This window comes from Paraburkholderia sp. UYCP14C, from assembly GCF_004197395.1.
GTDB lineage: Bacteria > Pseudomonadota > Gammaproteobacteria > Burkholderiales > Burkholderiaceae > Paraburkholderia.
This window is the reverse complement of the sequence record NZ_SELS01000008.1, coordinates 106,501-124,640: the sequence shown is the minus strand read 5'-3', so window position 1 is coordinate 124,640 and position 18,140 is coordinate 106,501. Positions and strand designations below refer to the sequence as shown.

The window sequence follows — 18,140 nt, the reverse complement described above, 5'->3', positions numbered from 1 at the left end:
TATTAACCATGCTGTTGCGCGCACGCCGCGATGGGCCCGCAGCGCCGTCGCACGGCCGTTTCGCGCATATGAGAAGGCGGGCGGCATCGATACGATGCCGCCCGCCGGTCAAACACGCCGTCTTGTGGACCGCGCTGCTGCACGAAGTTGTGACGGCCGCGCCTGCCGGCCCGGATGCCGGGCCGCGTCGCCGCCGCTACAAACAAGATAGGACAGGGTGGATCAGGGATACAAGCCGCGCATTTCGCGCGCTTGCAGAATCCGCTTACACGCGACGATGAACGCCGCCGTGCGCACCGACACGTTCTGCTCGCTCGACACCTGCCACACCGCCGCGAATGCTTCGCGCATCACGCGCTCGAGGCGCTCGTTGATCTCGTCCTCGGTCCAGAAGAAGCTCGAGAAGTCCTGCACCCATTCGAAATATGACACTGTCACACCGCCCGCATTCGCGACCACGTCCGGAATCACGAGGATGCCGCGATCGTGCAGGATGTCGTCGGCCGCCGTGGTGGTCGGGCCGTTCGCGCCTTCGACGATGATCTTCGTCTTGATCTTGCCGGCGTTCTTTTCGGTAATCTGATTTTCCAGCGCCGCGGGAATCAGGATGTCCGATTCGACCGTCCAGAACTCGTCGTTGCTGATCGCGTCGGCTTCGGCGAAGCCGCCGACGCCGCCCTTCTTCGCGACGTAGTCGAGCAGCGCGACCGCGTCGATGCCGGTGGACTTGTACACCGTACCGGTGTGGTCCTGCACCGCGACGACCTTCGCGCCCGCTTCCTGGAACAGACGCGCGGCGATGCCGCCGACGTTGCCGAAGCCCTGCACCGCGATACGCGCGCCTTCGATGTCGAAGCCGATGCGGCGAGCCGCTTCGCAGCCGACCACGAACACACCGCGGCCGGTCGCCTCGCGACGGCCGAGCGAGCCGCCGAGCGTGATCGGCTTGCCGGTCACGACGCCGGTGGCCGTCTGGCCCTGATTCATCGAGTACGTGTCCATCATCCACGCCATGATCTGCTCGTTCGTGTTCACGTCCGGCGCGGGGATGTCGGTATTCGGTCCGATGATGATGCCGATCTCGCTGGTGTAGCGGCGCGTCACGCGCTCGAGCTCACCACGCGACAGCGTGCGCGGATCGACGCGGATACCGCCCTTCGCGCCGCCGTACGGCACGTTCACCGCCGCGTTCTTCACCGACATCCACGCGGACAGTGCCATCACTTCGGAGAGCGTAACGTCCTGGTGATAACGCACACCACCCTTGCCCGGACCCCGCGACACGTTGTGCTGCACGCGATAGCCCTCGAAGTGCGCGACCGTGCCGTTATCGAGTTCGATGGGCACGTCGACGACGAGAATGCGCTTCGGGCGCTTCAGGGTTTCGAGCCAGCGGGACAGCGAACCGAGATACGGCGCGACGCGGTCGACCTGGCGCAAGTAGTTGCCCCAGGGGCCGAGGTCATCTTTGTTCAGGTAGGAGGGAACGGACTGCAACGTTGAGGCGGCTTGAACCGATTCTGCGGCTTGTTGCTGGGATGACATGAACGCTCCGGCGTTTGATCGAATATGGGCATTGTGGAAAAACGCCGTATTGAAATCCAATGCCGTTTCCTTATCCCGTTATGTTTTTCTTGCATAACGTTCGGAAAGCCGCAAATTCGCGTCGTCGCGACGCAGGTTCGAGCCTGACTTTTGTGCCGCGTTTCAGGCTGCGCCCTGCCTGAGTTCCTCCGATACGACATCCCACAACTGCCGCACGAGGATCTGGCGCGCGTCGTCGCTTTTCGCGGCGAGCTTGTCGCGATACAGGCGAATCTCCATGCTGAGCGTCAACTGCCCTTCGGGCGTGCCGCGCGTCGCGCGATCGAGGCGGATCAGCCGGCCCTCGGCCACCGCGTCTTCGACGGCGCTATGCGGCAGAAACGCGATGCCGTGACCGGCGAGCGCCATCGCCTTGAGCCCCTCGGCCATGTCGGTTTCGTAGAGCCGGTCGAGGTACAGGCGCTCCGGCGCGTTCGCGAGAATCACCTCGGTCATGCGCCCGAGGTATGCGTTCGGCGTGTACGACAGATACGGCGCGGGTGCATCGGCCGAGCCAGGCAGCGTGTAACGCGGGCGCCCCGCCCGGGCCGGCACCGAGAACGGGCTGATCGGTTCATGGCCGAGCGTCAGCATGTCGTAGCGAGCCGGATCGAGCGCGACCGGATGGCTCGGATGGTGATATCCCATCATCAGATCGCAGCCGCCTTCCACCAGCGACAGCGCCGCGTCGTGCACGTTCAGCGCGCGCAGCCGGGTGTGGATCGGGCCCATCTGCGCCTCGATGCGCTGCAGCCAGCGCGGGAAGTAAGTCAGCGACAGCGTGTGCGGCACCGCGAATTCGATCGTCGCCTGGGGCGTCGCCGTATGGCCGCGCAGCAGCGCGCGCGCCTCGTGGAATTGCGACAGCATCGCGAGCGCCTGCTCGTTGAACACCTGCCCGGCCGCCGTGAGTCGCGTCGGATAAACCGAACGGTCGATCAGTTCCGTACCGAGCCACGCTTCGAGCGCCTGGATGCGGCGCGAGAATGCCGGTTGCGTGACGTGGCGCAATTCGGCCGAGCGGCTGAAGCTACGCGTTTCCGCTAGCGAAATGAAGTCTTCGAGCCATTTCAGTTCCATGCGAGTGCGCTTGCCGGCGGGAGGGAAGAAGCCTGCATTCTAGCGGTGCGGGGTGCGGCCGACGCATCCGGACGGGCGCATCGCATCACGGTGGTAAAATCCACGGTTCCCTCCGTTCCCGATCCGCTCGCTGAGCGCTCAGTGCCTTAACCCGCGCCTCAACCTGCGCCTCAACCCGGTCCTCATCATGTCCGACACCCGCCCCGACACCCTGTTCGCGCTGAACGCGCTCTCCCCGCTCGACGGCCGCTACGCCGCCAAAACCGAAGCCCTGCGCGACTGGCTCTCGGAAGCCGCCTTCATGCGCAATCGCGTGACGGTCGAAATCCACTGGCTGATCGCGCTGTCGCGCGCCGGTTTCGCCGAAGTGCCGCGCTTCTCCGAAGCGTCCGAGCAGTTCCTGCTGCAACTGGCCGAGCGTTTCACCGCGCACGACGCCGCGCGCATCAAGGAAATCGAGCGCGTGACGAACCACGACGTGAAGGCCGTCGAATACTGGCTGAAGGAATCGGTGAAGGGTCAGGAAGAACTGGAGCGCGCGAGCGAGTTCATCCACTTCGCGTGCACGTCGGAAGACATCAACAACACGTCGCACGGCCTGATGCTCGCCGGCGCGCGCGAACACGTGATCCTGCCGGCGCTGCGTTCGGTGCATCAACGCCTCGTCGCGCTCGCCCACGCGCACGCCGCCCAGCCGATGCTGTCGCGCACGCACGGCCAGCCGGCCAGCCCGACCACGCTCGGCAAGGAACTCGCCAACGTCGCCGCGCGTCTCGCGCGCGCGATCGAGCGCATCGCGAAGGTCGAACTGCTCGGCAAGATGAACGGCGCGGTCGGCAACTTCAACGCGCACCTGTCCGCGTATCCGGAGTTCGACTGGGAAGCGTTCTCGAAGGACGTCGTCGAGAACCGCCTGAAGCTCACGTTCAATCCGTACACGATCCAGATCGAGCCGCACGACTACATGGCCGAACTGTTCGACGCGATCTCGCGCGCCAACACGATCCTGCTGGATCTGGACCGCGACGTGTGGGGCTACATCTCGGTCGGCTACTTCAAGCAGCGCACGAAGGCCGGCGAAATCGGCTCGTCGACGATGCCGCACAAGGTCAACCCGATCGACTTCGAAAACTCCGAAGGCAACCTCGGTCTCGCGAACGCAACGCTGCGTCACCTCGCCGACAAGCTGCCGGTGTCGCGCTGGCAGCGCGACCTGACCGACTCGACGGTGCTGCGCAACATCGGCGTCGCGTTCGGCTACTCGCTGCTCGCGTACGACTCGCTGATCCGCGGCCTCGACAAGCTCGAAGTGAACGCGCAGCGTCTGGACGAAGACCTCGACAACTGCTGGGAAGTGCTGGCCGAGCCGGTGCAAACGGTGATGCGCCGTTACGGCATCGAGAATCCGTACGAGCAGTTGAAGGAGCTCACGCGCGGCAAGGGCATCACGCGCGAGGCACTGCAGAGCTTCATCGGCGGCCTGGCGATTCCGCAGGACGCGAAGGAGCGTCTGCTCGCGATGACGCCCGGCTCGTACATCGGCAAGGCCGTCGAGCTGGCGAAGCGGATCGGCTGATCGGCCGGCCCAGCTTCAGCGCACAAAAAAGCCGCTCCGAGGAGCGGCTTTTTTGCGTCCCGCGTTCGAGACCGGAACGCGGAGCAATCGACAACTCAGCGCGCTTCGACCTGCTTGAGCACCTCGTCGACGATCTGTTCCGGCGTCAGATCGATGCTGACCGTGATCGCTTCGTCGTCACCGGGCGCCTCGAGCGTGTCGAGCTGGCTTTGCAGCAGCGACGGATCGAAGAAATGCCCGGTGCGATGCCCGAGACGCTCCGCGAGCACCTCGCGCGAACCCTCCAGATAGACGAAGCACACGTCCTTGTCGCCGGCGCGCAGGATGTCGCGGTACGAACGCTTCAGCGACGAACACGTGAACACCGCCGTCTCGCCCGCCTTCTGCTTTTCCTCGATCGCCGCGCGGATCGTCTTCAGCCACGGCCAGCGGTCTTCGTCGGTGAGCGGGATGCCGTGGTGCATCTTCTCCTTGTTCGCCGCGCTATGGAACGCGTCGCCGTCGGTGAACGTGCAATGCAGGCGCTCGGCCAGCATTTCGCCAATCAGAGTCTTGCCGGCGCCCGACACACCCATTGCGATCAGAATCATTTGAAACTCCTTACAGGACCGCCGCGAGTGCGAAAGTCAGGCCCAGCCCCATCAGCGAGATGATGGTTTCGAGGAGCGACCACGTCTTGAAGGTCTGCCCCACCGTCATGCCGAAGTATTCCTTGATCAGCCAGAAGCCGCCGTCGTTCACGTGCGAGAAGATCAGCGAGCCCGAGCCGGTTGCGAGCACCATCAGTTCCGGCTTCACCTGCACGCCGCTAGCCAACGCGATCGGCGCGACGATGCCGCAGGCGGTCGTCATCGCGACGGTGGCCGAACCGGTCGCGAGACGGATCATCGCCGCGACGAGCCAGCCGAACATCAGCGGCGACAGATGAATCGCGGTCGCCACGTTGGTGATTTCCTTCGAAATGCCGCTATCCATCAGCACGCGGCCAAAACCGCCGCCCGCACCGACGATCAGTGTGATACCCGCGATCGGCGCCAGACACTCGCCGCAGAACTTCTGGATCTGCTCGCGCGTGAAGCCGCGGCTCGCGCCGAAAGTCCAGAAGCTGACCAGCACGGCCGTCAGCAGCGCGACGTCCGTATTGCCGAAGAAGCGCAGCAGATCGTTCGGCAGCGTCTTCGGCTCGAACACCAGGTCGGCCCAGCTGCCGACCAGCATCAGCACCACCGGCAACAGGATCGTGACCAGCGTGATGCCGAAGCCCGGGAGTTCGCGTTTCGGTGCGTTGACTTGCGTGGCGTTAGCGCTTTGAGCGCCGTTGCCGTTGTTTGCGTCGTGACCGAGAAATTGCGCGGCCAGCGGATTTTCCTTCGGCAACTGGATGTGGCGGCTCACCAGCAGCGCGAACAGCGGACCGGCGACGATCGCGCACGGAATCCCGACGATCAGACCGTAGGCGATCGTCTTGCCGATGTCCGCGTGATACGCCTGCACGGCGAGCAGCGCGGCCGGGTGCGGCGGAATCAGACCGTGTACGACGGACAGACCCGCGACCATCGGCAGGCCGACCAGCAGCAGCGATTTGTTGGTGCGCTTGGCGACGTTGAACGCGATCGGAATCAGCAGCACGAAACCGACTTCGAAGAACACCGGCAAGCCGACGATGATCGCGACGACCATCATCGCCCAGTGAATGTGCTTCTCACCGAACCAGTTGATCAGCGTGGTCGCGACGCGCTCGGCGCCGCCCGATTCGGCCATCATCTTGCCGAGCATCGTGCCGAGACCGACGACGATGGCTATGTGGCCGAGTGTGTTGCCGTTACCCGTTTCGAACGATTTGACGATGGTCTGCATCGGCATGCCGGCCACGAGGCCGAGCAGCAACGACACGATGATCAGAACGAGAAACGGATAGACCTTCAAGCGCGTGATCATGAAGATCAGCAACGCAATCGCGATCAACGCGTAGACGAGCAGCATGCTGCCGTGGGCAGATTCCATGAATCCCCTCCTTTGGTTTATTGATTTCAGAGTGCGGATGCGGCCGGCACTTCGTCTCACGGCAACCTGCGCGATGCCTGAAAACCCGGCTAGCCGCGCGGACGCTGAATTTTACTGTTTGTTTCCACAAAACGCGCGCAAATCCAGCACGCATATCAGGTAAAAAAAGAGTCTCGGCGCGACAGCCTGTGTGGCTGTATCGACGAGACTCCTGGGCCCGGTTCAGTCAACCGATGCGCTGTTATGTTGTGAGGCTTAGTGCGCGGACGCGACCAGCTGGCTCGCGGCGCGCGCGAGGCGCGTCACCTCATCCCAGTTCTGCGCGGCGAGCGCGGCCTTCGGCGTGAGCCACGACCCGCCGACGCAGACCACGTTCGGCAGCGACAGGAAGTGCAGCGCGCTTTCCGCGGTGATGCCGCCGGTCGGGCAGAACTTCAGCGCCGGGAACGGACCGTGGAATGCCTGCAGCATCGGCACGCCGCCGGCCTGCTGCGCCGGGAAGAACTTGACGATCTCATAGCCGAGTTCGAGCGCCTGGATGATGTCCGACGGCGTCATCACGCCGGGCAGCAGCGGCAGACCCGCATCCTGCGCGGCCTGGTGCAGTTCCCTGGTCAGACCCGGCGACACGCCGAACTGCGCGCCCGCCTTCTTCGCCTGCGCGCAATGCTCGGGCTTCGTCAGCGTGCCGACACCGACCACGATGTCGTCGGCGAGTTCGCTCGCGCGCTCGATCGCGCCGAGGCCCGCCGGCGTGCGCAGCGTGATTTCGAGCACCTTCACGCCGCCCGCGTGCAACGCGCGCGACACGTGTTCGCCCTGCTCGACCGTGTCGAACGCGAGCACCGGAATCACCGGGCCGAGGCGCACGATATCGCTTACTGTTTTCGACGTCATAGTCAGACTCCTTATTTCTGCAGCGCCGCGCCGGCTTGCGCGGTGCTCGTGTGATGGTCGCCGTGTTGATGGCCGTGCTTGTCGCCGTGCTTGTGCTGGCCGTCAGCCGCGCCGCCCTCGCCGACCAGCTTGCCGAATACCGATGCGCCCTGCTCCGCCGGCGCCGCCGCCGCGCGGAACACGCCGAACAGCTCGCGGCCGAAGCCGACTTCGTTGTCCGCCTGATGCAGCGACTCGGCGTTCGGACGCGCGGCCCATTCGGCTGCGTCGATCTCGACGTCGAGCACGCCGGCTTCCGCGTCGATCACCAGCATGTCGCCGGTGCGGACCTTGCCGATCGGGCCTTGCAGCAATGCTTCCGGCGACAGATGAATGACCGCCGGCACCTTGCCCGACGCGCCCGACATGCGGCCGTCGGTCACCAGCGCGACATGGAAACCCTGATCCTGCAACACACCGAGCAGCGGCGTCAAACGATGCAGCTCGGGCATGCCGTTTGCGCGGGCGCCCTGGAAGCGCACCACCGCGATGAAGTCGCGCTTGAGCTCGCCCTTGTCGAACGCTTCCTGCACCGCCTCCTGCGAATCGAACACGATGGCCGGCGCCTTCACCTTGCGATGCTGCGCCGCGACCGCCGAAATCTTGATCACGCCGCGGCCGAGCTTGCCCTGCATCAGACGCAGGCCGCCGTCCGGCTGGAACGGCTCCTTGATGCCGCGCAGCACCGCGGTGTCCGCGCTCGCCTCGACGCCCGCGACCCATTGCAGCTTGCCGTCGAGCAGCTTCGGCTCCTCGGTGTAGCGCTTCAGTCCCTTGCCCGCGACCGTGTTCACGTCTTCATGCAGCAGACCGCCTTCGAGCAGGTTGCGCACGAGGAACGCGACGCCGCCCGCCGCGTGGAAGTGGTTCACGTCGGCCTTGCCGTTCGGATAGATCTTCGCGAGCAGCGGCACCGCCTGCGACAGCGCATCGAAGTCGTCCCAGTCGATGATGATGCCGGCCGCGCGCGCGATCGCGACGAGGTGCAGCGTGTGATTGGTCGAGCCGCCGGTCGCCAGCAGCGCGACGATGCCGTTGACGATCGCCTTCTCGTCGACCACATGGCCGATCGGCATGTAGTGGCCACGCTCGACCGTCAGATCGAGCACGCGGCGCGCGGCCTGCGCGGTCAGCGCGTCGCGCAGCGGCGTATGCGGATGCACGAAGGCCGAGCCCGGCAAATGCAGGCCCATCACTTCCATCAGCATCTGGTTGCTGTTCGCGGTGCCGTAGAACGTGCAGGTGCCGTGGCTGTGATACGCGGCCGCTTCCGCTTCGAGCAGCGCTTCGCGGCCGCACTGGCCGGTCGCGAACTGCTGGCGCGTCTTGGCTTTGTCGTCGTTGGACAGGCCGCTCGCCATCGGGCCGGCCGGCACGAAGATGGTCGGCAGATGGCCGAATTGCAGCGCGCCGATCAGGAGGCCGGGCACGATCTTGTCGCAGATGCCGAGGCACAGCGCCGCGTCGAACATGTTGTGGGTGAGCGCGACGGCGGTGCCCATCGCGATCGCTTCACGCGAGAACAACGACAGTTCCATGCCCGCGTTGCCCTGGGTGATGCCGTCGCACATCGCCGGCACGCCGCCCGCGAATTGCGCGACGCCGCCGTTTTCGCGCGCGGCCTGCTTGATGATGTCCGGGTAGTTTTTGTACGGAGCGTGCGCCGACAGCATCTCGTTGTACGACGACACGATGCCGATGTTCGGCTCGCGGATCTGCTTGATCACGAGCTTGTCGTTGCCTTCGAGGCCGGCGAAACCGTGGGCGAGGTTCGCGCACGACAACGCGCCGCGCGCCGGGAAGCGTCCCTGCGCATGCTGGATACGGGCCAGGTACGCTTCACGCGTGGGCTTGCTGCGCTCGATCACGCGTTTCGTGACCTTCAACAATTGCGAATGCGGGGAAACCATCGGAGCTCCTTCGTCGCTGGCGGCAGGCGCACGCATGACACCAGGCGGTATCGCGGGGTTGTGATATCGAACGACGTCATCTTAGTAGAAAAACTACAAGCCAGCAATGACGAACTCTGCTGCGGCGCCGCATCGCGCAAATCGCCGCGCCGCCCTATTGGCAGTGCTTCAGCGCTTTGCAGCGAAAACCCAGGGAATACACTTATTCGCCGATATGTAGTTTTTGTACCTAGCTTTTGTGCGCCAACGACCAATCAGATATAGTCCACACGTTCTTCAGCATAGTGCGAGTTTTCCGATGATGCTGTCCCAGGTGGAAGAGATGCGCGACCAGCTGCGCCCGTCCGAGCGCAAGCTGGCCGATTACGTGATCGAAGCGCCGCGCGAGGTGCTCGATCTGTCGATGACCGAAGTGGCCGCGCGCGCGGGCGTGAGCCAGCCGACGATCGCGCGCTTCTGTCACGCGCTCGGTTTTTCCGGCTTTCGCGAATTCAAGATCCGCCTGGCGCAGGGCATCGCCAGCGAAGTGCCCGCCGTCTATCGCGACGTGCGGCCCGACGAGCCGACGCCCGGCGTCGCCGCGAAGGTGCTCGACCGCACTATCGGCGCGCTGATCCAGGTGCGCAACAATCTGTCGTCCGATAGCGTCGCGGCGGCCATCGACATGCTTGCGCAGGCGAAGCGGATCGAGTTCTACGGCGCCGGCGGCTCGGGCATCGCCGCGCTCGACGTGCAGCACAAGTTCTTTCGACTCGGGATGCCGAGCGTCGCCTATTCAGACCCGCATACGTTTCTGATGTCGGCCGCGCTGCTCGGACCCGGAGACGTGGTCGTGGCGATTTCCAATACAGGTCGCACGCGCGACATCATCGATGCCGCGAAGGCCGCCTTGAACGCGGGCGCGAAGGTGATCGCGATCACGCACGGCAACTCGCCGCTCGCGCGGCTCGCCAGCGTCGGTCTGTTCGCGAACGTCGACGAAGACACCGACATCTTTTCGCCGATGACCTCGCGCGTGTCGCATCTGGCGATCGGCGACATCCTGGCGGTCGGCGTCGCGCTGAGCCGCGGGCCCGAACTGGTGGAAAAGCTCGCGCAGACGAAGGAAGTGATTCACCGGCGGCGGGTGGATTCGCAGGGGTGATCCGCTGGGCTAGAACGCGCAACGACGCGGATAACGAAAAAGGGCGGTGTGCCGTTGAACCGGCACACCGCCCTTTTGTCTTTTTTCCAGCGCTCCGCTGAATGCCGTCAGTCGCTCAGAACGGCTTGATCACCACCAGCGCGACCGCCGCGAGCATACCGAGCACGGGAAGCTCGTTGAACATCCGATACCACTTGTCCGAGCGGCGATTCTGGCCGCGCTCGAACCGGCGCAGCAGCACGCCGCAATACGCGTGATAGATGACGAGCAGCACGACCACGCCGACCTTCGCGTGAATCCAGCCTTCCCCGCTGCCGATGCCGATCACGAGCCACAACCACAGGCCGCACGCGATCGCGGGTACCGCGATGAAGCTCATGAAGCGGAACAGCTTGCGCGCCATCAGCAGAAGACGCGCGGTCGCGGCGGGTTCCGTTTCCATCGCCAGATTGACGAAGATGCGCGGCAGATAGAACAGGCCGGCAAACCATGAAGCAATCAACACGATGTGAAACGTCTTTACCCAGAGCATCGGCGGGTCCTTGTTGTTGTGGCGCCGGTGGTCGTGGCGCTTCGATTCGTGTTTATTGACGACCTTCGCCGTGACCCAGCACGACGTATTTCAGCGACGTCAGCCCTTCGAGGCCGACCGGGCCGCGCGCGTGCAGCTTGTCGTTCGAAATGCCGATCTCGGCACCGAGGCCGAACTCGAAGCCGTCCGCGAAACGCGTCGACGCGTTGACCATCACGCTCGCCGAATCGACCTCACGCAGGAAACGCATCGCGCGGTCGTGGTCTTCGGTGACGATCGCGTCGGTGTGCTGCGAGCTGTACGTGTTGATGTGCTCGATCGCCGCGTCGAGGCCGTCGACCACCTTGATCGCGAGCACCGGCGCGAGATATTCGGTGCGCCAGTCTTCCTCGGTCGCGTCGACGAGCGGGCCGACGCCCGCATCGGCCAGTACTGCGCGCGCCGCCGCATCGACGCGCAACTCGACGTCCTTGCCGCGATACAGCTTGCCCAGCGGCGGCAGGACCTGAGCCGCGATGCCGCGTGCGACCAGCAGCGTCTCCATCGTGTTGCAGGTGCCGTAGCGGTGTGTCTTCGCGTTGTCGCAGACGTTGAGCGCCTTCGTCAGATCCGCGCGATCGTCGACGTAGACGTGGCAGATGCCGTCGAGGTGCTTGATCATCGGCACGCGCGCTTCGTTGATCAGACGCTCGATCAGACTCTTGCCGCCGCGCGGCACGATCACGTCGACGCATTCGGTCATCGTGATCAGCTTGCCGACCGCCGCGCGGTCCGCCGTCGCGACCACCTGCACCGCGTCCTGCGGCAGACCGGCCGCTTCGAGCCCCTCGCCGATCAGCTTCGCTAGCGCGGTATTGCATTCGAGCGCTTCGGAGCCGCCGCGCAGAATGGTTGCGTTGCCGGATTTCAGGCACAGCGCGGCCGCGTCGATCGTCACGTTCGGGCGCGATTCGTAGATGATGCCGATCACGCCGAGCGGCACGCGCATCTGGCCGACCTGGATGCCGCTCGGCCGATACTTCAGATTGCTGATCTCGCCGATCGGATCGGCCAGCGCCGCGACCTGGCGCAGGCCTTCGACCATCGTCTTCAGCGCCTTGTCGGACAGCGTCAGACGGTCGATGAACGCGGCATCGTGGCCCTTGCCGCGGGCGCGTTCGAGGTCGCGCGCGTTGGCCGCCTTCAGCAGATCGGCATCGCGCTCGATCGCTTCGGCGACGGCCGCAAGCGCCGCATTCTTCGCGGCGGTCGACGCCCGTGCCATCGCGCGCGAAGCCTGGCGGGCGCGTTGGCCGAGGTCGGTCATGTACTGGTCGATATCCATGGTCATTCTCGTGATGCCCCGCACGGTGGCGCGCGGTGGTCGGGCAAGATTAGCGAAAGATCAAACGATTGTAAGACGGGTACCGGGGCTTTGCTCGCGTGCGGGCGGTGGGTGCGCTGCGCTGTTGCGGGTTTGCCGATGTGATGCGTTGCGTCGGGCGGGCGGCCAGCGAAACAGAATCGCTGCCGAAGCTCGCCAACACCCGTTGCCTAGACTGGCCGCCGCGCTGGCGCCGCAGTTGGCGCCCGAGGTCGCGTCGGCGGCACTGGCGACGCTGCCGACGGTTTCGGCGCGGCCACCGTCATTGCGAGTTCGAACAGGCCGTCCCACGGATCGGGCGGCGGATCGTTGCGATGATTGCCCGGCGTGCCGCCCGACAAGCCCTTCACCTGCCGGTCGAGCCGCGCCGCCAGCGCGAGCGCCTTCTCGAGCGCCGCTTCGCTGACACGCGACAGCGCCGGCCCGATCAGCCGTTCGCGCGGACCCCACACGCGGTTTTCGCGCGTGAGCATCGCGAGCGGCTTGCCGGCCGCGACGCCGCGCTTGATCCGCAACAGCGTGCGGACTTCCTCGACGACCGCCCACAGCACGAGCACAGCGGCCTCGCCTTCACCGCGCAGCCCGTCGAGCATGCGCGCAAGACGGCCGACGTCGCCGGCGAGCATCGCCTCGTTGAGCTTGAACACGTCGTAGCGCGCGACGTTGAGCACCGCGTCCTGCACCTGATCGAAGCTCAGCGCGCCGCTCGGATACAGCAGCCCGAGCTTCTGGATTTCCTGATGCGCGGCGAGCAGATTGCCCTCGACGCGCTCGGCGATGAATGCGAGCGCACGCCGCCCTTCCTCGCCGGCGGCGACGCGCTGGCCCTGGGCCGCGAGCCGCTGTCCAACCCAGTTCGGCAACTGCGCGCGCTCGACCGGATCGATCTTCAGCGCGACGCCCGCGTCGGCGAGCACGGTGAACCATGCCGACTTCTGCGTGGCCGCATCGAGGCGCGGCAGCGTGACCATCGTCAGCACGTCGTCGTTGACCGTGGACGCGAGCGCCTTCAGCGCGTCGGCGCCTTCCTTGCCTGGCTTGCCCGACGGAATGCGCAACTCGACCAGCTGCCGGTCGCCGAACAGCGACATCGACTGGCTCGCGCCGAGCAGCGAGCTCCAGTCGAAACCGCGCTCGACCGTGAACACCGAGCGGTCGGTGAAACCGGCCGCCCGCGCCGCCGCGCGGATGCGGTCGCACGCTTCCTGCGCGAGCAGGTGCTCGTCGCCGTACACGACGTACAGTCCGGCGAGGCCTTTGGCGAGATGCGCTTCGAGCGCGTCAGGTCGCAGTTGCATGGCTAGCGGTTGACGGGATGAATGAGGTTCGACGAATCACGAGCGACACGACGCTCACAGCGGCGGCGGCGGCAGCGGCGCGCGCGGCGCGATGGCCGGCACGGCCTCGGCCGGCGTCGGATGCAGCGAACGCACCACGCCGAGACGGCGGACCAGTTGATCGACCGCGTCGTTTTCCATATCGGCGAACAGGATGTCGGACTCGGCAGCCTTCGCCTGCGAGAACTGGTCGCTATAGGTCATCGCGCGGTTCAGCGCGATCACGCTGCCCGGAATCAGCACGGTGCCGTCCTTGCCGGTCAGCGTGTAGGTCATCTGCAGATTCAGCTGATACTCGGCGACGACGCCCAGCGAATTCAGCGTCAGCGTGCTGACGTTGCGGTTCTGCGAGATCTGCAGGATCGCGTCGGCATTGGCGACCGAGCTGACCACCACGGTGTCGCTGCCGCCCTGCACGATGCGCGTGAAGCGCGCGACGGCCGCGGGCGAGCCGCCCGCCACATAGAGGCGCTTGAACGCGTAGTCCTGCTGGCCGCGCAACTGGAAGCCGCAGGCCGACAACATCATTACGCTGCAAGCGAGCGTCAAAAACGATCTGCGAGTCACATTCGCTCCCGGTTCGCAGTGGATTCGCGGTGCCGAGGAACGCCGCCGGGCCGGCGGCGTTCCGTCTGCCGGATGAGGGCCCGGAACGTCAAACGACCACGTTCACGAGACGGCCCGGCACCACGATGATCTTCTTCGGCGCCTTGCCTTCGCTGAACTTCGCGACCATTTCGTGCGCGGCCGCTTGCTGCTCGATCGCTTCGCGCGACGCGTCCTTCGCGACCGTGATCGCGCCGCGCACCTTGCCGTTCACCTGCAGCACGAGTTCGATCTCGGCCTGTTCGAGCGCCTTCTCGTCGACCTTCGGCCACGGCGCGTCGAGCAGCGGTCCGAATTCGTCGGCATAGCCGAGTTCCTGCCAAAGCTGGAACGTCTGGTGCGGCACGACCGGGTACAGCACGCGCAGCATCACGCCGTAGGTTTCGCGCAGCACGGCGGGCTGCGCGCCCTTCGCGCCGTCGAGCGCGTTGAGCATCTTCATCGCGGCCGATACCACCGTGTTGTATTGCAGACGCTGATAGTCGAAATCGGCCTGCTTCAGCACGCTGTAGATCTCACGACGCAGTGCCTTGTCGGCGTCGTTGAATTGCGCCGCGTCCAGTTGGCCGCCGGTACGCAGCGCCGTTTCGTTCGTGTAACCGAAGTTCCACACGCGACGCAGGAAGCGGCTCGCGCCTTCGACGCCCGAACCCGACCACTCGAGCTGCTGCTCGGGCGGCGCCGCGAACATCACGAACAGACGCGCGGTGTCCGCGCCGTGCTGATCGATCAGCATCTGCGGATCGACGCCGTTGTTCTTCGACTTCGACATCTTCTCGACGCCGCCAAGCACGACCGGCTGGCCGTCCGCGTTCAGCACCGCGCCGACCGGACGACCCTTGTCGTCGAACGACACGGTGACGTCGGCCGGGTTGTACCAGGTCTTCTTGCCCGCTTCGTTTTCGCGGTAGTAGGTTTCGTTCAGCACCATGCCCTGCGTGAGCAGGTTCTTCGCCGGCTCGCCGAAGTTCACCAGACCGAGGTCGCGCATCACCTTCGCCCAGAAGCGCGAGTACAGCAGGTGCAGGATCGCGTGCTCGATACCGCCGATGTATTGATCCATCGGCGCCCAGTAGTCGGTGCGCTCGTCGACCATCGTCTTCGCATCCGGCGACGCGTAGCGGTAGAAGTACCACGACGAATCGACGAAGGTGTCCATCGTGTCGGTTTCGCGCTTCGCCGCGCCACCGCAGGTCGGGCACGCGCAGTTCAGGAACGCTTCGGACTTCGCCAGCGGATTGCCCGTGCCGTCCGGCACGAGGTCTTCCGGCAGCACGACCGGCAGGTCTTTTTCCGGCACCGGCACGTCGCCGCACTTCGGGCAGTGGATGATCGGAATCGGCGTGCCCCAATAACGCTGGCGCGACACGCCCCAGTCACGCAGACGCCACGTGATCTGCTTGTCGCCGAGGCCAAGTGCCTTGAGATCGGCGGCGATGCTGTCCACCGCTTCGTCGTACGCGAGGCCGTCGTACTTGCCGCTGTTCACCAGCGTGCCGGCCTTCTCGCCGTACCACTCCGCCCAGGCTTCGGTCGAGAATTCCTTGCCTTCGACCGCGACCACCTGCTTGACCGGCAGACCGTACTTCTTCACGAACGCGAAGTCGCGCTCGTCGTGCGCCGGCACGCCCATCACCGCGCCTTCGCCGTAGCTCATCAGCACGTAGTTGCCGATCCACACCTCGACCTGCTCGTGCGTCAGCGGATGCGTGACGTAGAAGCCGGTGGCCATGCCCTTCTTTTCCATCGTCGCGACGTCGGCTTCGGCGACGCCGCCGCGCTTGCATTCGTCGATGAACGCCTGCAGTTCCGGCCTGCCTTGCGCGAGACGCGTGGCGAGCGGATGCTCGGCGGCGATTGCGCAGAACGTGACGCCCATGATCGTGTCGGCGCGCGTCGTGAACACGCGCAGCAGCTTCTGCTCACCGTCGATTTCGTACGGGAAGCCGAAGTTCACGCCGAAGCTCTTGCCGATCCAGTTCTGCTGCATGATCTTCACGCGCTCGGGCCAGCCGAGGCCTTCGAGGTCGTTCAGCAGCTCATCGGCGTACTGCGTGATGCGCATGTAGTACATCGGGATTTCGCGCTTTTCGACGAGCGCGCCCGAGCGCCAGCCGCGCCCGTCGATCACCTGCTCGTTCGCGAGCACGGTCTGGTCGACCGGGTCCCAGTTCACGGTGCCGGTTTTCTTGTACGCGATACCCTTTTCGAGCATCTTCAGGAACAGCCACTGGTTCCACTTGTAGTAATCCGGGCTGCAGGTCGCGACTTCGCGCGACCAGTCGATCGCGAGGCCCATCGACTGCATCTGCTTCTTCATGTAAGCGATGTTGTCGTAGGTCCACTGCGCGGGCGGCACGTTGTTGGCCATCGCGGCGTTTTCCGCCGGCATGCCGAACGCGTCCCAACCCATCGGCATCAGCACGTTGTAGCCGTTCATCCGCAGATAGCGGTACATCACGTCGTTGATCGTGTAGTTGCGCACGTGCCCCATGTGCAGCTTGCCCGACGGATACGGCAGCATCGAGACGCAGTAGAACTTGGGCTTGTCGGTGGTTTCCGTCGTCTTGTAGGCGTCGATGGCGCGCCATTGCCCTTGCGCGGCGGCTTCGACGTCGGAGGGAACGTATTTTTCGTGCATGGTGTGATGGGATCGCTAGGTTCGGTGCTTTCGCACCGGCCCGGTGCTCTGCAGAATGTCGTTGCGTCGTTTCCCCTTCGGCGGGGAAAGGGCTGATTATACCGTTCGCGGAGGGGTGCGCCGCGCGGCGTGGTGCGGCGCTGGAGATGCCGGATTCGTGAACGCGGCGCGCGCCCGGCGGCGCCCGATGGCGCTCAATGCTGCGCGGCGGGCGGCGGCGGGTCCGTCACGAAGCCGATCCGCTCGAGCCCGGCCTGCTGCGCGGCGCTCATCACCTGCGCGATCACTTCGTAGCGCGTCGAGCGCTCCGCGCGTAGCTGGATGTCGGGCTGGTCCGCCTGCTTGCCGGCCTCGGCGAACTGCGCGCGCATCTGCGCGAGCGTGATCGGCTTGCCGTTCCAGTAGAGCTTGCCGGCGCCGTCGATGGACAGGGAGACGGTTTGCGGGGTCTGGCGCGCAGGCGCCGCCGCGACCTTCGGCAGATCGAGCCGGATCGCGTGCGAAAACAGCGGCGCGGTGATGATGAAAATCACCAGCAGCACCAGCATCACGTCGATCAGCGGCGTCATGTTGATCTCGGCCATCGGCGCGGCCGTCTGCTTCTTCTCCAGTCCGCCGAATGCCATGTCGCCTCCTTGCGTCCGAGCTTGCCCGTGCGATGGGCGGTGTGCGGTGTGGCGCGATGTGTCGTGACGCGCGTTACGCGTCAGCGGTGCGCCTCGTGCGCCGCCTGCTGCGCGCGCGGCGGTGTCGGCGCGTGCTCGACCGGCGCGCAGACGTACGCGTGAAGATCGTGCGCGAAGCCATCGAGCTCTTCGCACAATTGCCGCACGAGGCGACCCAGCACGTTGTACGCGAGCACCGCCGGAATCGCGACCACCAGACCGAACGCGGTCATGATCAGCGCCTCGCCGACCGGTCCCGCGACGTTCTCGATCTGCGCCTGCCCGCTCGCCGCAATACTGCCGAGCGCGTGATAGATGCCCCACACGGTGCCGAGCAGACCGACGAACGGCGCGGTGCTGCCAACCGATGCAAGCAGCACCTGACCGAATTCGAGGCGCCGCTGCGACGCGTTGAGCGCCTGGCGCAGCGCGCGCAGCACCCGTTCGCTGCGCTCGACGCGCGCGAGCAGCGCGCCGGGAATGTCGACCTCGGCCGCATTGAGCGCCGCTTCGGCGAGCGGCGCGAACACGCGCTCGCGGTCGGTGCGGCGCAGGATGGCGACGCCTTCGGCGAGCGTCGGCGCCTGCCAGAAGCGCGCGATCGCCCGCGTGGACTGGCGTTTCGCGCGCGTCAGAATCCAGCTCTTGACGATCAGAAAGCACCAGCTCGCAATCGACATGGCCAGCAGCACATAGGCGACGCCATGCGTGATCGCATCGCTCGTTTGCAGGTAATGGATGATGCCGCTGCTGCCTGCCATC

General features: G+C 65.5%; 15 protein-coding genes. 2 read left to right on the top strand and 13 right to left on the bottom strand.

The window, feature by feature from the left end:
• Positions 1–222 precede the first annotated feature (222 nt).
• Together EVC45_RS09985 and EVC45_RS09980 are read right to left on the bottom strand one after the other, a co-directional pair.
• Positions 223–1,545: a Glu/Leu/Phe/Val dehydrogenase gene (locus EVC45_RS09985; protein ID WP_129957838.1), complete on the bottom strand. Its 1,323-nt coding sequence runs from the start codon at positions 1,543–1,545 to the stop codon at positions 223–225.
• 162 nt (positions 1,546–1,707) lie between these two features.
• The gene (locus tag EVC45_RS09980) at positions 1,708–2,664 is read right to left on the bottom strand and encodes a LysR family transcriptional regulator (protein ID WP_129957837.1); all 957 of its coding nucleotides are present in this window, start codon (positions 2,662–2,664) and stop codon (positions 1,708–1,710) included.
• Positions 2,665–2,851: 187 nt separating this feature from the next.
• Here EVC45_RS09980 and purB point away from each other — a divergent pair, with 187 nt between their 5' ends.
• Positions 2,852–4,240, top strand: coding sequence for an adenylosuccinate lyase (purB, locus tag EVC45_RS09975; RefSeq protein WP_129957836.1), 1,389 nt, complete (start codon positions 2,852–2,854; stop codon positions 4,238–4,240).
• Positions 4,241–4,335: 95 nt separating this feature from the next.
• Here purB and EVC45_RS09970 read toward each other — a convergent pair whose 3' ends face one another.
• The 4 genes from EVC45_RS09970 to edd form a co-directional block, all read right to left on the bottom strand.
• On the bottom strand, positions 4,336–4,830 hold the full coding sequence (locus EVC45_RS09970) for a gluconokinase (protein WP_129957835.1): 495 nt from the start codon (positions 4,828–4,830) through the stop codon (positions 4,336–4,338).
• A gap of 10 nt (positions 4,831–4,840) precedes the next feature.
• A complete protein-coding gene (locus EVC45_RS09965; protein WP_129957834.1) occupies positions 4,841–6,244 on the bottom strand; it encodes a GntP family permease in 1,404 nt (467 codons plus the stop codon).
• Between the two features lie 255 nt (positions 6,245–6,499).
• Positions 6,500–7,141: a bifunctional 4-hydroxy-2-oxoglutarate aldolase/2-dehydro-3-deoxy-phosphogluconate aldolase gene (eda, locus tag EVC45_RS09960; RefSeq protein ID WP_129957833.1), complete on the bottom strand. Its 642-nt coding sequence runs from the start codon at positions 7,139–7,141 to the stop codon at positions 6,500–6,502.
• Between the two features lie 11 nt (positions 7,142–7,152).
• The gene (edd, locus tag EVC45_RS09955; RefSeq protein ID WP_129957832.1) at positions 7,153–9,090 is read right to left on the bottom strand and encodes a phosphogluconate dehydratase; all 1,938 of its coding nucleotides are present in this window, start codon (positions 9,088–9,090) and stop codon (positions 7,153–7,155) included.
• A gap of 298 nt (positions 9,091–9,388) precedes the next feature.
• Here edd and EVC45_RS09950 point away from each other — a divergent pair, with 298 nt between their 5' ends.
• Positions 9,389–10,234: a MurR/RpiR family transcriptional regulator gene (locus tag EVC45_RS09950; protein ID WP_129957831.1), complete on the top strand. Its 846-nt coding sequence runs from the start codon at positions 9,389–9,391 to the stop codon at positions 10,232–10,234.
• A gap of 115 nt (positions 10,235–10,349) precedes the next feature.
• Here the strand turns inward: EVC45_RS09950 and EVC45_RS09945 are convergent, their stop codons facing one another.
• The 7 genes from EVC45_RS09945 to EVC45_RS09915 form a co-directional block, all read right to left on the bottom strand.
• Positions 10,350–10,766, bottom strand: a complete 417-nt coding sequence (locus tag EVC45_RS09945) for a CopD family protein (RefSeq protein ID WP_129957830.1) — start codon at positions 10,764–10,766, stop codon at positions 10,350–10,352.
• A gap of 52 nt (positions 10,767–10,818) precedes the next feature.
• Entirely contained in the window at positions 10,819–12,090 is a 1,272-nt protein-coding gene (locus EVC45_RS09940; protein WP_129957829.1) for a glutamate-5-semialdehyde dehydrogenase, read from the bottom strand.
• Between the two features lie 209 nt (positions 12,091–12,299).
• Complete coding sequence (gene holA / locus EVC45_RS09935; protein ID WP_129957828.1) at positions 12,300–13,427, bottom strand: DNA polymerase III subunit delta; 1,128 nt, start codon at positions 13,425–13,427, stop codon at positions 12,300–12,302.
• A 54-nt stretch (positions 13,428–13,481) separates the two neighbouring features.
• On the bottom strand, positions 13,482–14,033 hold the full coding sequence (gene lptE / locus EVC45_RS09930) for an LPS assembly lipoprotein LptE (protein ID WP_211193394.1): 552 nt from the start codon (positions 14,031–14,033) through the stop codon (positions 13,482–13,484).
• Between the two features lie 88 nt (positions 14,034–14,121).
• The gene (gene leuS, locus EVC45_RS09925) at positions 14,122–16,713 is read right to left on the bottom strand and encodes a leucine--tRNA ligase (RefSeq protein ID WP_129957827.1); all 2,592 of its coding nucleotides are present in this window, start codon (positions 16,711–16,713) and stop codon (positions 14,122–14,124) included.
• Positions 16,714–16,907: 194 nt separating this feature from the next.
• Positions 16,908–17,339: a biopolymer transporter ExbD gene (locus EVC45_RS09920; protein WP_129957826.1), complete on the bottom strand. Its 432-nt coding sequence runs from the start codon at positions 17,337–17,339 to the stop codon at positions 16,908–16,910.
• Positions 17,340–17,419: 80 nt separating this feature from the next.
• On the bottom strand, positions 17,420–18,139 hold the full coding sequence (locus EVC45_RS09915) for a MotA/TolQ/ExbB proton channel family protein (protein ID WP_129957825.1): 720 nt from the start codon (positions 18,137–18,139) through the stop codon (positions 17,420–17,422).
• Between the last annotated feature and the right edge of the window lies 1 nt (position 18,140).

Bases quoted from the DNA above. Each gene is read 5' to 3' on its own strand.
- EVC45_RS09950 (WP_129957831.1), top strand. From the start codon at position 9,389: ATGATGCTGTCCCAGGTGGAAGAGATGCGCGACCAGCTGCGCCCGTCC.
- holA (WP_129957828.1), bottom strand. From the start codon at position 13,427: ATGCAACTGCGACCTGACGCGCTCGAAGCGCATCTCGCCAAAGGCCTC.
- EVC45_RS09985 (WP_129957838.1), bottom strand. From the start codon at position 1,545: ATGTCATCCCAGCAACAAGCCGCAGAATCGGTTCAAGCCGCCTCAACG.
- EVC45_RS09970 (WP_129957835.1), bottom strand. From the start codon at position 4,830: ATGATTCTGATCGCAATGGGTGTGTCGGGCGCCGGCAAGACTCTGATT.
- EVC45_RS09940 (WP_129957829.1), bottom strand. From the start codon at position 12,090: ATGGATATCGACCAGTACATGACCGACCTCGGCCAACGCGCCCGCCAG.
- purB (WP_129957836.1), top strand. From the start codon at position 2,852: ATGTCCGACACCCGCCCCGACACCCTGTTCGCGCTGAACGCGCTCTCC.
- EVC45_RS09920 (WP_129957826.1), bottom strand. From the start codon at position 17,339: ATGGCATTCGGCGGACTGGAGAAGAAGCAGACGGCCGCGCCGATGGCC.
- eda (WP_129957833.1), bottom strand. From the start codon at position 7,141: ATGACGTCGAAAACAGTAAGCGATATCGTGCGCCTCGGCCCGGTGATT.
- EVC45_RS09915 (WP_129957825.1), bottom strand. From the start codon at position 18,139: ATGGCAGGCAGCAGCGGCATCATCCATTACCTGCAAACGAGCGATGCG.
- EVC45_RS09980 (WP_129957837.1), bottom strand. From the start codon at position 2,664: ATGGAACTGAAATGGCTCGAAGACTTCATTTCGCTAGCGGAAACGCGT.
- EVC45_RS09965 (WP_129957834.1), bottom strand. From the start codon at position 6,244: ATGGAATCTGCCCACGGCAGCATGCTGCTCGTCTACGCGTTGATCGCG.
- EVC45_RS09945 (WP_129957830.1), bottom strand. From the start codon at position 10,766: ATGCTCTGGGTAAAGACGTTTCACATCGTGTTGATTGCTTCATGGTTT.
- leuS (WP_129957827.1), bottom strand. From the start codon at position 16,713: ATGCACGAAAAATACGTTCCCTCCGACGTCGAAGCCGCCGCGCAAGGG.
- edd (WP_129957832.1), bottom strand. From the start codon at position 9,090: ATGGTTTCCCCGCATTCGCAATTGTTGAAGGTCACGAAACGCGTGATC.